We start from the raw sequence: 15,689 nt of genomic DNA, 5'->3' as shown, positions 1-15,689 counted from the left end.
CTTGTTGCCAGATCGCGCTTTTTCGGTCCGCGGCACTGCGCATCCGACACATCGCGGCTTCTCTAAGGCAGCGCGCTGTGACATTTAGGCTTTTGCATCGCGGCGCGGACGGATAGAAGCTCATCCGCGAACATCGACACTGATGCAATGAACCTCTCCGCCCCCTTCATCCGCCGGCCGGTCGGCACCACGCTGCTGTCTCTCGGACTGGTGGTGGCGGGCGTCATTGCGTTCTTCAAGCTGCCGGTGTCGCCGCTGCCCGACGTCGACATCCCGACCATCATGGTGCAGGCGACCCTGCCTGGCGCGAGCCCGGCCGACGTCGCCGCCACCGTGGCGAGCCCTCTGGAACGCCATCTCGGCCAGATCGCCAGCGTCACCGAAATGACCTCGACGTCCTCGCTCGGCTCCGCGCGCATCACGCTGCAATTCGACATCGACCGCGACATCAACGGCGCCGCGCGCGACGTGCAGGCCGCGATCAACGCGGCGCGGGCTGACCTGCCGACCAACCTTCGCGCCAACCCGACCTACCGCAAGTTCAACCCGGCCTCGGCGCCGATCCTGATCTACACTTTGACCTCGGACACCCTGACACCGGCCGAGCTCTATGACGCCGCCTCGACCGTGCTGGCGCAGAAGCTGTCGCAGGTCGAGGGCGTCGGCGAAGTCTCGGTCGGCGGCGGCTCGCTGCCCGCGGTGCGCGTCGAGCTGATCCCGCCGGCGCTCTACAAATACGGCATCGGGCTCGAGGACGTCCGCGCCGCGCTGTCGAGCGCCAATGCGCACAGCCCGAAGGGCGGCATCGACGTCGGCGACCAGCGCTACCAGATCTACGCCAACGACCAGGCGCGGAAGGCCGCCGACTACAAGCCGCTGGTCGTCGCCTACCGCAACGGCGCAGCGGTGCGGCTGACCGACGTCGGCGACGTCATCGACTCCGTGGAGAATGCGCGCACGCTCGGCCTCGCCAACGGCAAGCCGGCCGTTGTGATGATCGTGTACCGGCAGCCCGGCGCCAACATCATCAAGATGGTCGACCTTGTGAAGGGGCTGATGCCGCAGCTGAAGGCCTCGGTCTCGCCCGCGATCGACCTCACGCTCGCGGTCGACCGCTCGAAGACGATCCGGGCCTCGCTGCATGACGTCGAGATCACGCTGCTGATCGCGGTCGCTTTGGTGATCCTGGTCGTGTTCGCCTTCCTGCGCAATGCGCGGGCGACGCTGGTGCCTGTGGTGGCGGTCGGCGTGTCGCTGATCGCGACCTTCGCCATGATGTATCTGCTCGGCTACACACTCGACATCTTCTCGCTGATGGCGCTGACGGTGGCGACCGGCTTCGTGGTCGACGACGCCATCGTGGTGCTGGAAAACATTACCCGCCACATGGATGCCGGACTGTCGCGGCTGGAGGCGACCCTGGTCGGCACCCGCGAGGTCGGCTTCACCGTGCTGTCGATGAGCGTGTCGCTGATCGCGGTGTTCGTACCGATCCTGCTGATGGGCGGCCTGGTCGGCCGCCTGTTCCGCGAATTCGCCATGACGATCACGATCGCGATCGTGATCTCGCTGGTGGTCTCGCTGACCACGACGCCGATGATGTGCGCCGTGCTGCTGCGCAAGGAAGAGGAAGGCCAGCCGCACGGCCGGATCTACCGCATCAACGAACGCGTGTTCGAGCTGATGCTGGGCGGCTACCGCGCGACGCTCGGCCTCGCGCTGCGCCACCCGCTGCTGGTGATGCTGATCCTCGGTTCGACGCTCTATCTGAACTTCCACCTCTATCGGGTCGTGCCAAAGGGCTTCGTGCCGCAGCAGGATACCGGGCTCCTGATCGGCTCGATCCAGGCCGACCAGAGCACCTCGTTCCAGCTGATGCAGCAGAAGCTGACCCAGTTCATCGACATCGTGAAGGCCGATCCGGCGGTCGATACCGCGGTCGGCTTCACCGGCGGCGGCGGCGTCGGACCGGGCGGCACCAACACCGGCACCGTGTTCGCCTCGCTGAAGCCGATGGACGAGCGCAGGCTGCGCGCCGACAAGGTGATCGAGCGGCTGCGCGAGCCGTTGGCAAGCGTGGCCGGCGCCACCCTGTTCTTGCAATCGATCGGCGATCTCGGCGCCGGCGGGCGCTCCGGCAACGCCGCGTATCAGTACACGCTGAAGGGCTCGACCTTCGAGGAATTGAACGAGTGGACGCCGAAGCTCGTCGCCGCGCTGCAGAAGGAGCCGACGCTCGCCGACGTCAACAGCGATCAGCAGAACCGGGCGTTGCAGGCCAACCTCGTGATCGATCGCGACGCCGCCTCGCGGCTCGGGATCACCGTCAGCCAGCTCGACAACACGCTCTATGATGCGTTCGGACAGCGCCAGGTCTCGACCATCTTCGTCGCGCGCAACCAGTATCACGTGATCATGGAGGTCGCGCCGCGCTTCTCGCAGGACCCGCAGACCCTGAAGGAGGTCTATATCTCGACCTCGGGCGGGTCGGCGACCGGCACCCAGAGCACCAATGCGGTGGCCGGAACGGTCGCCTCCTCGTCGCAGAAGAGCTCGCTCAATTCGATCGCCGCCAATGTGGTGCGCAACCAGGCCACCAACTCGATCGGCGCCACCGGCAAGGGCGTCGCCTCGACCGGAACCGCGGTCTCGACTAACGCCGAGACCATGATCCCGCTGTCGAGCGTCGCGCGCTTCGAGCATGGCGAGACGCCGCTCGCGGTCAATCACCAGGACCTGCTGGTCGCCAGCACCGTCTCCTTCAACCTGCCGCCCGGCGTCTCGCTGAGCACGGCGACCACCACGATCGAGAATGCGATGCACGCGATCAACATGCCGGCCAGCATTTCCGGCGGGTTTGCGGGCTCCGCGAAGGTCTTTCAGCAGGCGCTGGCGAACGAGCTGTTCCTGATTCTCGCAGCGCTCGCGACGATCTACATCTCGCTCGGCATGCTCTATGAGAGCTACGTCCACCCGCTGACCATCCTCTCCACCTTGACCTCGGCCGGCGTCGGCGCGGTGGCGGCCTTGATGGTGTCGCACACCGATTTCGACATCATCGGCATGATCGGGGTGATCCTCCTGGTCGGCATCGTGAAGAAGAATGCGATCATGATGATCGACTTCGCGCTCGACGCCGAGCGCCAGCGCGGGCTGTCGTCGCGCGACGCGATCTACGAGGCCTGCCTGATGCGCTTCCGCCCGATCATGATGACGACGCTCGCCGCGCTGTTCGGCGCGGTGCCGCTGATGATCGGGCTCGGCGAAGGCAGCGAGCTGCGCCAGCCGCTTGGCATCGCGATCTTCGGCGGCCTGATCCTGAGCCAGATCCTGACGCTCTACACCACGCCGGTGGTCTATCTCTATCTCGACCGCGCGCGGCTCTGGACCCAGCGGCGCCGGGCGGCACGCCGTGCCCGCCGCGCGGCGACAAGCGCCGCCAGTCGTTGACAGACCCGCACCGAGCTTGCCGCGCCGCACGCGCGACGCCCCAGCCGGCTGCAACCCATTCCCGCGGCCGCGTTATGACGGCGTCGCGCAAGGCGTGATAGCGTTTGGGAAACCCAATCCAATCGCTGCGGGAGGATGTCATGAAAACCTATCAGCTCTACATCAACGGCCAGTATGTCGACCCGGTCAATGGCGAATGGTTCGACACCATCGATCCCTATCGCGGCGAGGCCTGGGCGAAGATTCCGCGCGGCACGGCCGCCGATGCCGACAAAGCGGTGAAGGCCGCCAACGAGGCGATGTGGAACGGCCCGTGGGCGAAGATGACGGCCTCCGCCCGCGGCAAGGCGATGCGCAAGCTCGGCGACCTCGTCGCCGCCAATGCCGAACGCCTCGCCGAGATCGAGGTGCGGGACAACGGCAAGCTGATGGCCGAGATGCTGGGCCAGCTCCGCTACCATCCGGAATGGTGGTGGTATTTCGGCGGCCTCGTCGACAAGCTCGAGGGCGGCCTGGTGCCGATCGACAAGGCGGAGACCTTCGCCTACACGACGCACGAGCCGGTCGGCGTCGTCGCAGCGCTGACCGCGTGGAATTCGCCGTTGCTGTTCGTCGCCTGGAAATGCGCCGCCGCGCTCGCGGCCGGCTGCGCCGTGATCGTGAAACCCTCGGAATTCACCTCGGCCAGCACACTGGAATTCGCCGCGCTGACCAAGGAAGCTGGAATTCCCGACGGCATCTTCAACGTGGTGACCGGCTTCGGTCCCGAGGCCGGCTCGGCGCTGATCTCACATCCCGGCGTCGCCAAGATCACCTTCACGGGGTCGGACACCACAGGCGCAAAGGTCTACGAGACCGCGGCCAAGAGCCTGAAGCGCGTCTCGCTCGAGCTCGGCGGCAAGTCGCCCAACATCGTGTTCGAGGATGCCGACCTCACGGCCGCCGCCGCCGGCGCGATCTCCGGCATCTTCGCAGCCACAGGGCAGACCTGCATCGCCGGCTCGCGCCTGCTGGTGCAGAGCTCGATCAAGGAGCAATTCGTCGCGCGGGTGCTGGAGCTCGCCAAGTCCGCCAAGATCGGCGACCCCATGCAAGCAGATACCAATGTCGGGCCGATCACCACACCCGCGCAATACAAGAAGGTGCTCGACTACATCGATATCGCCAAGGCGGAAGGCGCGCGCTGCCTGCTCGGCGGGAGGCCTGCCTCCGGCGACGGCATCAAGGGCGGGCAATTCGTCGAGCCGACGATTTTCACCGATGTCGACAATTCGATGCGGATCGCGCGCGAGGAGGTGTTCGGGCCGGTGCTGTCGATCATCTCGTTCGACACCGAGGCAGACGCCGTCCGGATCGCCAACGACACCATCTACGGCCTTGCCGCCGGCATCTGGACCAAGGACCTCGCCCGCGCCATCCGCGTGCCGAAGCAGCTCCGCGCCGGCACGGTATGGGTCAACACCTACCGCGCCATCAGCTACATGATGCCGTTCGGCGGCATGAAGTTTTCCGGCGTCGGCCGCGAAAGCGGCATCGACGCGGTGCGCGAATATCAGGAGACCAAGAGCGTGTGGATCTCGACCGCGACCGACGTGCCGGCCAATCCGTTCGTGATGCGGTGACTTCCAGCCCTACCCCTTCGCACCCGGCACGCCGCCGAACAGCTTCGCCTGCTCGGCGCGGCCGGCCTCGACGATGCGGGTGGTGGCGGTTTCGATCGCCTCGCGCAGGCGGGTCATGAACTCGTCGCGCGGCAGGCCCGGCGGCAGCGGATCGAGGAATTCGACCACCAGTGTGCCGGGATAGCGCATGAAGGTGCGGCGCGGCCAGAACAGGCCGGAATTGAGCGCGATCGGCAGACATGCCACGCCGCTCTCGGCATAGATCTGCGCGACGCCGGCCTTGTAGCTTGGCTCGGCGCCGGGCGCGGTGCGGGTCCCCTCGGGGAAGATCACGAGCTGCCGGCCGAGCTTCACCTCGGCCGCGGCGCGCTTCAGCGTCTTGATCAGCGAGCGCGGCCCGCCGCCGCGCTCGACCGAGATCATGCCGACCTTCTTCAGGTACCAGCCGAACACCGGGATCATCATCAGCTCGCGCTTGAGGATGAACAGCGGATGCTCGAAGAAGCGCACCAGCGCAAACGTCTCCCAGAACGACTGGTGCTTGGAGGCGACGACCAGCGGTCCCGCCGGAATCTTCTCGACGCCGCGGAACTCGATCCGGATGTTGCAGATCACGCGCATCAGGAACAGGCTGGTGTTGGCCCACGCCGCCTCGATCGCCATCAGCGCCCCGCGCGGCAGCAGCAGCGCCGGCAGCGCGACGATGCAGAGCAGCACCAGCACCAGATAGAACAGCACGTTGAAGATCAGCGAGCGCAGGAAGATCATTTCAGTCCTTGTTTGACGCCTGCGCGGTCGCCGGGCGGCGCGGCGTGGCTGTCGGCTCGGCGAGATCGGAGGTCAGGTCGAGCCCGAGGTCGGCGAGCCGCACCCGGACCTCGGCGGCGACATATTTGGCGTATTCCGATAGCAAGAGACGGAACGTTCCGCCACTCGTCCACCAGGGTTCGTCGCGCCATTTGTCGCCGACCACCGCGAACGGGATCAGCGTGACGTCCGGCATCGCATGCGACAGTTCCACGATCGCGCGCGGCATGTGGTAGTTCGAGGTCACCACGATCAGCGACTTGAAGCCGCGCTCGCGCGCCCAGCGCCGCGTCTCCGCCGCGTTGCTGCGGGTGTTGACCGCCGAGCGGTCGAGATCGACGCAGCAGCGCATCAGCCCCTGGCTGTCCGGCACCGAACGCGAAATATCGCTGGCCTCGTTGGTCGGATGCACGCCCGAGATCAACAGGCGCTTGCCGTATCCCGCGGCCAGCAGCTCCATCGCGTCCGACACCCGCGACGAGCCGCCGGTCAGCACCACAATGCCGTCGGCATTGTGCGGCGGATCGGTCTCGACGCCGCGCAATTGCGACAGGAAGGCGATGAAGCCGACGGCGGCGGCCACGAAGGCCAGCGCCAGCGGCGCGACGACGGCGGCGCGCAGCCAGCCGCGCTGGCGCGCGGCATGGCCATTCGGCGACGTATCGTCGGGCTGCGAACTCATGTGATGCGGTTACCCTTCCCCCCGGGGATTTTAGAGCATGATCCGGAAAAGTGGAAACCGGTTTTGCCGCCGGCCGGGACCTGCGCGCGCGCACGCCGGATCACACCTGCTCCGCGAAACCGCGATCACGAAATCGCCGCCATCGTGACGCGGCCGTCAGTCGATGTCGTCGAGCGTGGCGAACAGGGTGCGCCGCGACGCCCATGCGGTGATCGCCGCGATCAGCACCGCCTGCAGCGCCAGCACCAGATAGCCCGACGGACGCAGCGAGAAGGTGCCGAGCAGCGCCGCGAACTGGTCGCCCACCGGCGTGCCGGAGAACCAGTTGGCGATCGACTCGGAGAAGCCGAACGCCAGCATCGCCGCGCCGCCGCCGATCAGCCCGCCTTCGAGGCCGAGCCGGAGGAAGTGCCGCAGGAAGCGGTTGGCGATGAAGCTGTCGCCGGCGCCGACGAAATGCAGCACCTCGACGATCGGACGATTGGCGGCCATCGCGCCGCGGGTGGCGAACGACACCGAAATGATCGTGGCGACGATCACGAGGATCAGGATGCCGACGCCCGCGAACACCGTGGCGCCGGTCATCGAGCGCATGCGCTCGATCCAGGCGCGGTGATCGTCGACGCTCGCGGTCGGCGCCACCTGCGTCACCCGCGCGCGCAAGCTCGCGAGATCGAGCGTGGTGCCGGGCTGCACCCGCGCCACGATCACGCGCGGCACCGGCAGTTCGTCGATCGAGAGCCCGCTGCCGAGCCACGGCTCGAGCAGCTTGGCGCTCTCCTCCTTGCTGAACGGACGGACCTCGAGAATGCCGGACTGCGCCCGCATCGCATCGCTAGCCGCCTGCGCGTCGCGATCGAGGTCGCGGCCCGGCGAAGGACGCACCTGGATGGTGATCTCGCTCGAGACTTCCGATTGCCACTCGGCCGCCGACGCGCTGACCAGCAGCACGGTGCCCGTGGTCAGCGAGGCGAGGAAGGTCATGATCGCGACCACCGCGACCAGCGCGCGGCCGGAGATCGAGGCGCGCGGCACGATCGGCGACATGTTGCGCGCCGTGGCCGGAACCTGCGGACGCTCGCGCCCGAGATCGACCAACGACACTTTCTCGTCGCCGCTCCTACTCATAGATGTGCAGCCGTCCCTGATGCAGCACCAGCCGGCGCGCCTCGTATTGATCCATCAGCGTGATGTCGTGGGTCGCGATGATGACCGCGGTGCCCGATTTGTTGAGCTCGATGAACAGCCGCAGCAGGCGGCGCCCGAGCGTCGGATCGACGCTGCCGGTCGGCTCGTCCGCCAGCAGCAATTGCGGCCGCGAGATCACCGCGCGCGCGATCGCGGCGCGCTGCTTCTCACCGCCCGACAGGATCGGCGGCAGCGCGTCCATGCGCTCGCCGAGGCCGACCCATTTCAACAGGTCGATCACCTCGCGGCGATAGGTCGATTCCTCGCGGCCCATGACGCGGAACGGCAGCGCGACGTTCTCATAGGTGGTCATGTGGTCGAGCAGGCGGAAATCCTGCAGCACGATGCCGATCCGCTTGCGCAGGTCGGCGACCTGGTCCTTGCTCAGCAGCGAGACATCCTTGCCGAACAGATTGACCAGCCCGCGGGTCGGCCGCAGCGACAGGAACAGCAGCCGCAGCAGCGAGGTCTTGCCCGCGCCGGACGGACCGGTGAGGAACTGGAACGAGTGCGCCGGGATCATGAAGGAGAGGTCGCGCAAAATCTCCGGGCCGAGCCCGTAGCGCAGACCGACATTTTCGAACCGAACCAATGCGCTAGCTCCGTTCGAGAGGGCCTTTGGCCCGATACCCCATACTGGCGGCCCGACCGGCCGCGAACCGCACAGAAAGCTTGTGCGTCGGTTATGGTTTCCGATTCGTTAACGGTCGCTCGGTAGCATCCGGGCATACCACACGGTGGAGATTCGGCTCCATGCATATCGTTTGCCCGCACTGTACAACATCCTATGCCATCAATCCGGCGACCCTCGGGGAGGCCGGACGCACCGTCCGTTGTTCCCGTTGCCGCGAGGTCTGGCTGGCCCGGCCGGAGGATGCGATCGGGGCGACGGCGCCGACCCTGGCCTATCAGTCCGCGGGCTCCGATCTGGCCGCCGAATGGGACGCGATGGGCCGCGAGGAGGCTGACGAGACCCCGGTGGTCGAGAGCCCCTCGATTTCGGCCGATCTGCCCGAGGGGAGCGACGCAGCGACCGCGTGGCCGGCGGTGGCCGAGGCGGACGCCGCTGCCCATACCGACGGCGCGGAGGCGACCGGAAAGCGCCGTTTCCACCTGCTTCCCCGCCTGTTCCGCCTGCCCTCCCTGCCCCGGATTCCGTTCATGCCGGTGATCGGCGCGCTGCCGACCACCTGCGCCGCGATGGCCGCGCTGATCATCGCGCTGTTCGTCTGGCGCAACGACGTGGTGCGGCTGCTGCCGCAGACCGCGCTGTTCTACAAGATGGTCGGGCTCGACGTGAATCTGCGCGGCCTCGCCTTCAAGGACCTCAAGATCACCAACGAGACCGTGGACGGCAAGCCGGTCCTGGTGATCGAGGGCATGATCGTCGGCCAGACCAGGAAACCGGTCGAACTGCCGCGGCTGCGCTTCTCGGTCCGCGACGCGCAGGGTGCCGAGATCTATGCCTGGAACGCGGTGCTGGAGCAGCCGGTGCTCAATCCCGGCGAACGCGCCTTCTTCAAGTCGCGCCTCGCCTCGCCGCCGCCCGAAGGCCGCAATATCGACGTACGCTTCTTCAACAAGCATGACCTCACCGGCGGCCGCGCCTGAGGCTGCGCGCCAACACTTGCGGGAACCGACACTCACCATGACGCGTGTTCTGATCGCCGACGACGAAGATTCGATGCGCTCGCTGGTGGCGCGCGCCATCGCCATGGACGGCCACGAGACCGTGACCGCGCAGGACGGCGCCGAGGCGCTGGAGGTTTTGACGCGCCATGACGGCGCCTTCGACCTCCTGCTCACCGACATCCAGATGCCCGTGATGGACGGCATCGCGCTGGCGCTGACCGCGGCGCGCGACTTTCCCGAATTGAAGATCCTGCTGATGACCGGCTTCGCCCATCAGCGCGAACGCGCCTCCGGCCTCGAGGCGATCGTCCATGACGTGGTGACCAAGCCGTTCTCGATCGCCGATATCCGCACCGCCGTGGCGGACGCGCTGGCGGCGCGGAAGGCGCAGTAGTTCATCGCGAGCGAAGCAATCGCCTCATTTGCTCCTCGTCATGCCCCGCGAAAGCGGGGCATCCAGTACGCCGCGGCTTCTCGATTCAAGCACTGACGTCTCTGGGAGACTAAATCGCCCGGTTGAACCGGGCGATCCAGTGGAATGTGCGGTGATGTCAATAATCCTTCAGCAGCCGCTCGATGTAGTCGAGCTCGATCTGCGGCCGTGACGGATCAGCGAGGCGGCGGCGCAGCTCTTCGAGGATGCGGCGGACGCGCTGGACGTCGATCTCGCCGGGGATCTTCACGGTGTAGTCGTCGCCGAATTCGCGGCCATGCAACGGACGGCCGAGCGGGTCGGTCTGGTTGCCGCCGCTCTGCTGGCGGCCGACGCGGTTGCCGGGGCCGTCGCCCTGCTGGTCGCCGTCGCCTTGCTGCATCGCATCGGCGAGGTTCTGCGCGCCCTTGCGCAGTGCATCCAGCGCGCGGCCCTGCGAATCCACCGCGCCGTCGGCATTGCCTTCGCCGAGCCGCCCGGAGGCATCGCCCATCGCGGAATCGGCCTGGTCGAGCCCGTCGCCATCGTCACCCTGATCGTCGCCTTGCTCGCCCTGCTGGCCCTGATCGCCCTTCTGACCTTTCTGGCCCTTCTGGCCGCGCTGCTCCGGCCCCATGCCGCGCTTGGCGAGCTCTTCCTGCAGCTTCTTCAGGCGGTCGCGCAGCGCCTGCTGATCCTGCTGCAGGTCACCCATCGACTGATCGCCCTGCTTGCCGCGCATGCGGTCGCGGCGGGAATCCTGGCCCTGCTTGAAGGTCTTGTCGCGCAATTGCTGCTGCTTGCGGATCATGTCGCCGAGCTCGTTGAGCGACTGCTGCATGTCGTCGTCGCCCTGATTGGGCTGCGCCATCTGCAGGTTTTCCAGCATCTGCTGCATCTGCTCGAGCAGCTGCCGCGCCGCCTCCTTGTCGCCGGAGCGCGACATCCGCTCCATGCGATCGAGCATGTTCTTGAGGTCCTGCTGGCTCAGCACCTTGGCATTGGGATCGAGCGGCCGGGCGAGCTGCTGCGGATTGTTGCGGAACTGCTCGACCATCTGGCGCAGGAAATTGTCCAGCGCCGCGCGCAGATTGTCGGTGAGCTTCTTGATCTCCTCGTCGCTCGCGCCGCGCTCCAGCGCCTGCTTGAGCGCGTCCTGCGCCGCGCGCAGCGCCTTGTCGACGTCGCTGATGTTGCCGTCCTCGATGGTGACGGCGAGCGCCCACAGGCTGGCGACGACCTCGCGCAGCTGATCGTCGGTGCGCGCGGCCTCGAGCTGGCGGGCCACGGTGTGGAGGCCGAGATAATAGCCGGTCTCCGGCATGAACATTTCCGGCGCGATCATCAGCGCATCGAGCGCGGCGTAGACCTGGCCGTTCTGGTTGGCGTCGAGCGCCAGGATACGGCGCTGCTCGATCAGCGCGCGCGCCAGGGGCTTGGTGAACAGCCGCTCCGGCAGGCGCATGTTGAAGGGCTCGCTCTTGCCCTCATTGCCGGCCTCGTCCTTGGCGGTCAGCGTCAGCGTCACCTCGGCGCCGGCGTAGGGATCTTCGCTGAGATCCTTGACGGTCTGGCCGACGCCGTTACGGGTGCGGGCATTCGGCAGCACCAGCGGAAACTGCGGCGGCTCGAACAGCGGCCGCCGCTGCGCGGCCTTGCCGTCGGCATCCTTCGCCACATCGGCGGGCCGCGCGGCGAACTGCGCGCGTGCTTCGGTCACGCCGTAATCGTCCTCGAGCTTGTAGGACATCTGCAAGGCGCCGCGCGCCTGCCGCTCCGGATCCTTGGTCAGCGCAATCGACGGCGGGCGGTCCGGCGTCGCGGTGAACTTCCACTGCGGCTGGCCGGCCGGGGCGCGGACATGCGCGGTGCCGTCGGCGGTGATCTTGAAATGCCGCTCATTGGTCCCCTTCGGCGCCTGCCCTTCGGGCGCGACCTCGGTGACGCCGCCACCCACGACGACGTCGATGGCGCCACCGCTGGAGCGCACCAGAAGCGTGCTGCCCGAGGGAACCGCGAGCGGGGTCGCATCGGCCGCGTTGGCGTCCTTGTTGGAACTCGACAGGATGATCGGCGGCTTGGCCGTGTAGTTCGGCGGCGTCACCCAGGCATCGACCCGGACATTGGCCGGCGCCATGATGCCGTTCCAGTCGAACGCGGAGGCGACGCGCAGGCCGCGTTCGTCGCCGGCGGCGACATAGCTCGCGACCAGCATCACGATGACCAGCGCGCGCAGCGCCCAGGGATCGTGCAGCGAGACGCGCGGCCGCGGCAGGCCGGCACGGATACGCTTGATCGACGCCAGCGTGCGCTCGCGCTGCGCCTGCCACAGCGCCAGCGCGAACGGATCCTGGTTGGTGAGCGTATCGGAAAGCGTGGTCGCCGGCCGATGCCGGACGCCGACGCCGCGGTCGAGCCGGCTCAACCCCTCCTCGCGGCTCGGCCAGCGGAAGCGCAGCAGCGGCAACAGCGTCGCGAGCGCGGCAAGCCCAAACAGGCCGGCGCCGGCCAGCCGTGCGGCAAACGGCAGCACCAGCCAAAGCCCGGCCCAGGACGCGACCAGGAACAGACCCACGACCGTCAGGAACCGCGCCAGATGCGGCCAGGCCCGTTCCCACGCAATCGCGAGTTTTGCCCGCTGCAGGGCCTCGGTGAGCCTCTGTTGCGTCAGCTTCAGCCGTGCACTCGCATCACTGTCGCGCGCGGCGCTTGACGGGTTGGCAGACGGGTCGATGTTGGCTCCGCTCAATAAAATCTCCGGGGTAGCCCGCAGGTCAGCCTAGCACGGCGGCGGCTTTGAGGCACCCGTTCCCCGACGTAACCCACACCGGGAAATACGCATAACACGAAGGCGTGACTGCGGCGGTTCGACCCCGTAACTTCCCGGACCGAACCCAAGCCTAAACGCACGAGGAAACGATATGGACCAGAAGACGCACGACAAGGGGCTCGAAATCCGCAAGGCGGTGCTCGGCGAGGCCTATGTCAACAATGCGCTGAAGAACTCGGACAGCTTCAACAAGCCGTTCCAGGAACTCGTCACCGAATATTGCTGGGGTGCGGTCTGGGGCCGCGAGGAACTGCCGCGCAAGACCCGCAGCATGCTCAACCTCGCCATGATCTCGATCCTGAACCGGCCGCACGAATTGAAGGCGCACATCAAGGGCGCGCTGACCAACGGCGTCTCCCGCGACGAGATCCGCGAGATCTTCATGCAGGTCTCGATCTATGCCGGCATCCCCGCCGGCGTCGACAGCTTCCGCATCGCGCGCGAAGTGTTCGCCGAACTCGACAACAAGGCGTGAGGCGCTGCTGTCTTACCGCCGTCGTCCTGGCGAAGGCCAGGACCCATAACCACCGAACGTCATCGCTACGAAAGCTGTGGCCCCTGATCGGCGAAACAACAAGCTCCTGGGGTAATGGGTCCTGGCCTTCGCCAGGACGACATCGCGTGTGGGGCGCGGAATATCGCGCATAACGAAGAAAAGGAAACGACCCATGGAAATCGGATTCATCGGCCTCGGGAAGATGGGCTTCCCGATGGCGCGCCGGCTGATCGAGGCCGGCCACAAGCTCACCGTATTCGACACCAGCAAGGACGCGCTCGACAGGCTGGTTGCGCTCGGCGCCCAGGCCGCGACATCGCCCAAGGACATCGCCGACCGCGTCGAGACCGTGATGGCGAGTCTCCCGTCGCTGCAAGCCTCGCTCGAGGTCGCGACCGGTGCGGGCGGCGTGATCGAGGGCACGCGCGTCAAGCGCTTCATCGATCTCTCCACCGTCGGCTCGCGGATGGCGGTGAAGATCCACGATCTGCTGGCGAACAAGCACATCGTGCAGATCGACAGCCCGGTCTCCGGTGGTGTGTCAGGCGCCGAGAAGGGCACGCTCGCGGTGATGGTGTCGGGCCCGCGCGCCGATTTCGAGCTGGTGAAGGGCGCGCTCGACGTCATCGGCAAGGTGTTCTTCATCGGCACCAAGCCGGGCTCCGGCCAGACCATGAAGCTGGCCAACAACTTCCTCTCCGCAACCGCGATGGTCGCGACCTCGGAAGCGGTGGTGATGGGCGTGAAGTCCGGGCTGGACCCGGCCGTCATGATCGACGTCATCAATGCGGGCTCGGGGCTGAACACCGCGAGCCGCGACAAGTTTCCGCGCGCGGTCTTGCCGCGCAGCTTCGACTTCGGCTTCGCCACCGGGTTGATGGTCAAGGACGTGCGCCTCGCCGTCGAGGAGATGCGCGCGCTCGGGCTGTCGATGGAAGTCGCCGAAGCGGTCGGCCGGCTCTGGGAGGTCATCATCCGCGACGAGGGACCGGAGTCGGATTTCACTGCGGCAATCAAGCCGATCGAGAAGGCCGCGGGCGTGATCGTCGGCGGAGCCAAGGGCGGCAGTCACGCAGCGAAGTGACTCTGTCGACCAAACAAACGCTGTCGTCCCGGGCAAGCGAAGCGCGACCCGGGACCCATAACCACAGGATTTTGTGGGGTAGCTGAGCTGGAGCCCCAGCTCAGTGTAACAATCAAGGGCGGTGGTTATGGGTCCTGGCCTTCGCCAGGACGACACTATTGATGCGGCACGCTCAGAGCCTCACAGCCACGGCGCGGGCTTGTCCATCGCGATCAGGGCGTCGACGTCGATACGTGGGCGCACGACGGCGTACTGGTCGTCCTTGACCAGCACTTCCGGCACCAGCGGCCGCGTGTTGTAGGTGCCGGACTGCACCGCGCCATAGGCGCCGGCGGTCATGATCGCCAGCAGATCGCCGGCCTTCGGCTGCGGCAGCGTGCGGTCGAGCGCGAGATAGTCGCCGGTCTCGCAGACCGGGCCGACCACGTCGGCGACCATGACCGGCGTGCCCGCGGCTGGCTGACGCACCGGCAGAATGTCGTGATGCGCTTCATAGAGCGTCGGCCGGATCAGGTCGTTCATCGCCGCGTCGATGATGACGAAGTTCTTGGCATCGCCCGGCTTCACATGGATCACGCGGGCAACCAGGATGCCGGCATTGCCGACGATCATGCGGCCCGGCTCGAACATCAGCGTGCAGCCGAGATTGTGCGTGACGCGCTTGACCATCGCGGCATAGGCATTAGGTTCCGGCGGCGCGGCGCGGTCCATGTAATAGGGAATGCCGAGGCCGCCGCCGAAATCGACATGCGAGATGTCGTGGCCGTCGGCGCGCAGCGTCTGCACGAATTCGGCGAGCAGCCGGAAGGCGGCCTCCAGCGGGCCGAGATCGGTAATCTGGCTGCCGATATGCACGTCGGTGCCGGTGACCTTGATGCCCGGCAGCTTCGCGGCGCGGGCATAGACCTCGCGGGCACGCGCGATCGGAATGCCGAACTTGTTCTCCGACTTGCCGGTCGAGATCTTGGCATGGGTGCCGGCATCGACATCGGGATTGACCCGCACCGAGATCCGCGCGGTGGTCTTCATCTCGACCGCAAGGCGCGACAACATCTCGAGCTCCGGCTCGGACTCGATGTTGATGCAGAGGATGTCGACAGCCAGCGCGGCACGCAGCTCGCCCTCGGTCTTGCCGACGCCGGAGAACACGATCTTCGACGGCGGGATGCCGGCCGCCAGCGCCCGCTTCAACTCACCGCCCGACACCACGTCGGCGCCGGCGCCGAGTTTGGCCAGCGTGCGCAGCACCGACTGGTTGGAGTTCGCCTTCATGGCGTAGCAAACCAGCGCCTTCTCGCCGGCGAAGGCCTCGGTGAAGACGCGGTAGTGCCGCTCCAGCGTCGCCGTCGAATAGCAATAGAACGGCGTGCCGACGGCTTCCGCGAGCTCAATGAGATTGACCGCCTCGGCATGCAGCACACCGTTGCGATAGTCGAAATGGTTCATGACACGCTGGTTTGTTTGAACATGATCTCGTCGGAAAACC

The 15,689-nt window shown here is 66.9% G+C and carries 12 protein-coding genes; 6 read left to right on the top strand and 6 right to left on the bottom strand.

Translation table 11 applies throughout. The annotated features are described in order from the left end of the window. The first annotated feature begins 147 nt into the window (after positions 1-147). Positions 148-3,450, top strand: a complete 3,303-nt coding sequence (locus tag ACTUWL_RS20565; protein ID WP_106940479.1) for an efflux RND transporter permease subunit — start codon at positions 148-150, stop codon at positions 3,448-3,450. Between the two features lie 140 nt (positions 3,451-3,590). Then, positions 3,591-5,072: an aldehyde dehydrogenase gene (locus ACTUWL_RS20560; RefSeq protein ID WP_021079472.1), complete on the top strand. Its 1,482-nt coding sequence runs from the start codon at positions 3,591-3,593 to the stop codon at positions 5,070-5,072. Positions 5,073-5,081: 9 nt separating this feature from the next. Here ACTUWL_RS20560 and ACTUWL_RS20555 read toward each other — a convergent pair whose 3' ends face one another. From ACTUWL_RS20555 to ftsE, 4 genes are all read right to left on the bottom strand, one after another. Then, positions 5,082-5,840, bottom strand: a complete 759-nt coding sequence (locus ACTUWL_RS20555) for a lysophospholipid acyltransferase family protein (protein ID WP_021079471.1) — start codon at positions 5,838-5,840, stop codon at positions 5,082-5,084. 1 nt (position 5,841) lies between these two features. Next, complete coding sequence (locus tag ACTUWL_RS20550; RefSeq protein ID WP_021079470.1) at positions 5,842-6,561, bottom strand: YdcF family protein; 720 nt, start codon at positions 6,559-6,561, stop codon at positions 5,842-5,844. A gap of 156 nt (positions 6,562-6,717) precedes the next feature. Further along, positions 6,718-7,689 (bottom strand): cell division protein FtsX, encoded by a 972-nt coding sequence (locus ACTUWL_RS20545; protein ID WP_021079469.1) that lies wholly within the window; start codon positions 7,687-7,689, stop codon positions 6,718-6,720. After that, the gene (gene ftsE, locus ACTUWL_RS20540; RefSeq protein WP_021079468.1) at positions 7,682-8,341 is read right to left on the bottom strand and encodes a cell division ATP-binding protein FtsE; all 660 of its coding nucleotides are present in this window, start codon (positions 8,339-8,341) and stop codon (positions 7,682-7,684) included. The genes ACTUWL_RS20545 and ftsE overlap by 8 nt, the downstream gene beginning before the upstream one ends. Before the next feature lie 161 nt (positions 8,342-8,502). Between ftsE and ACTUWL_RS20535 the strand changes: the two genes are divergently transcribed. After that, positions 8,503-9,360, top strand: a complete 858-nt coding sequence (locus ACTUWL_RS20535) for an MJ0042-type zinc finger domain-containing protein (RefSeq protein WP_021079467.1) — start codon at positions 8,503-8,505, stop codon at positions 9,358-9,360. 37 nt (positions 9,361-9,397) lie between these two features. Continuing rightward, on the top strand, positions 9,398-9,775 hold the full coding sequence (locus tag ACTUWL_RS20530) for a response regulator (protein WP_106940487.1): 378 nt from the start codon (positions 9,398-9,400) through the stop codon (positions 9,773-9,775). Positions 9,776-9,932: 157 nt separating this feature from the next. On the opposite strand, the gene ACTUWL_RS20525 is transcribed toward ACTUWL_RS20530, so the two are convergent. Then, the gene (locus ACTUWL_RS20525) at positions 9,933-12,542 is read right to left on the bottom strand and encodes a TIGR02302 family protein (RefSeq protein WP_021079465.1); all 2,610 of its coding nucleotides are present in this window, start codon (positions 12,540-12,542) and stop codon (positions 9,933-9,935) included. Between the two features lie 172 nt (positions 12,543-12,714). Here ACTUWL_RS20525 and ACTUWL_RS20520 point away from each other — a divergent pair, with 172 nt between their 5' ends. Next, positions 12,715-13,098, top strand: a complete 384-nt coding sequence (locus ACTUWL_RS20520; protein ID WP_018268955.1) for a carboxymuconolactone decarboxylase family protein — start codon at positions 12,715-12,717, stop codon at positions 13,096-13,098. Positions 13,099-13,291: 193 nt separating this feature from the next. Continuing rightward, complete coding sequence (locus ACTUWL_RS20515; RefSeq protein ID WP_021079464.1) at positions 13,292-14,203, top strand: NAD(P)-dependent oxidoreductase; 912 nt, start codon at positions 13,292-13,294, stop codon at positions 14,201-14,203. 180 nt (positions 14,204-14,383) lie between these two features. Here ACTUWL_RS20515 and lysA read toward each other — a convergent pair whose 3' ends face one another. After that, a complete protein-coding gene (lysA, locus tag ACTUWL_RS20510; protein ID WP_021079463.1) occupies positions 14,384-15,649 on the bottom strand; it encodes a diaminopimelate decarboxylase in 1,266 nt (421 codons plus the stop codon). Positions 15,650-15,689 lie beyond the last annotated feature (40 nt).

This window comes from Bradyrhizobium sp. WCU1 (assembly GCF_053474805.1).
Note: the sequence above shows the minus strand (reverse complement) of the source record. Positions and strands in the feature narration are given on the sequence as shown.

Coding starts and splice junctions, on each gene's coding strand:
- lysA (WP_021079463.1), bottom strand. CDS start 15,649: ATGAACCATTTCGACTATCGCAACGGTGTGCTGCATGCCGAGGCGGTC.
- ACTUWL_RS20555 (WP_021079471.1), bottom strand. CDS start 5,840: ATGATCTTCCTGCGCTCGCTGATCTTCAACGTGCTGTTCTATCTGGTG.
- ACTUWL_RS20520 (WP_018268955.1), top strand. CDS start 12,715: ATGGACCAGAAGACGCACGACAAGGGGCTCGAAATCCGCAAGGCGGTG.
- ACTUWL_RS20565 (WP_106940479.1), top strand. CDS start 148: ATGAACCTCTCCGCCCCCTTCATCCGCCGGCCGGTCGGCACCACGCTG.
- ACTUWL_RS20545 (WP_021079469.1), bottom strand. CDS start 7,689: ATGAGTAGGAGCGGCGACGAGAAAGTGTCGTTGGTCGATCTCGGGCGC.
- ACTUWL_RS20535 (WP_021079467.1), top strand. CDS start 8,503: ATGCATATCGTTTGCCCGCACTGTACAACATCCTATGCCATCAATCCG.
- ACTUWL_RS20550 (WP_021079470.1), bottom strand. CDS start 6,561: ATGAGTTCGCAGCCCGACGATACGTCGCCGAATGGCCATGCCGCGCGC.
- ACTUWL_RS20515 (WP_021079464.1), top strand. CDS start 13,292: ATGGAAATCGGATTCATCGGCCTCGGGAAGATGGGCTTCCCGATGGCG.
- ACTUWL_RS20530 (WP_106940487.1), top strand. CDS start 9,398: ATGACGCGTGTTCTGATCGCCGACGACGAAGATTCGATGCGCTCGCTG.
- ACTUWL_RS20560 (WP_021079472.1), top strand. CDS start 3,591: ATGAAAACCTATCAGCTCTACATCAACGGCCAGTATGTCGACCCGGTC.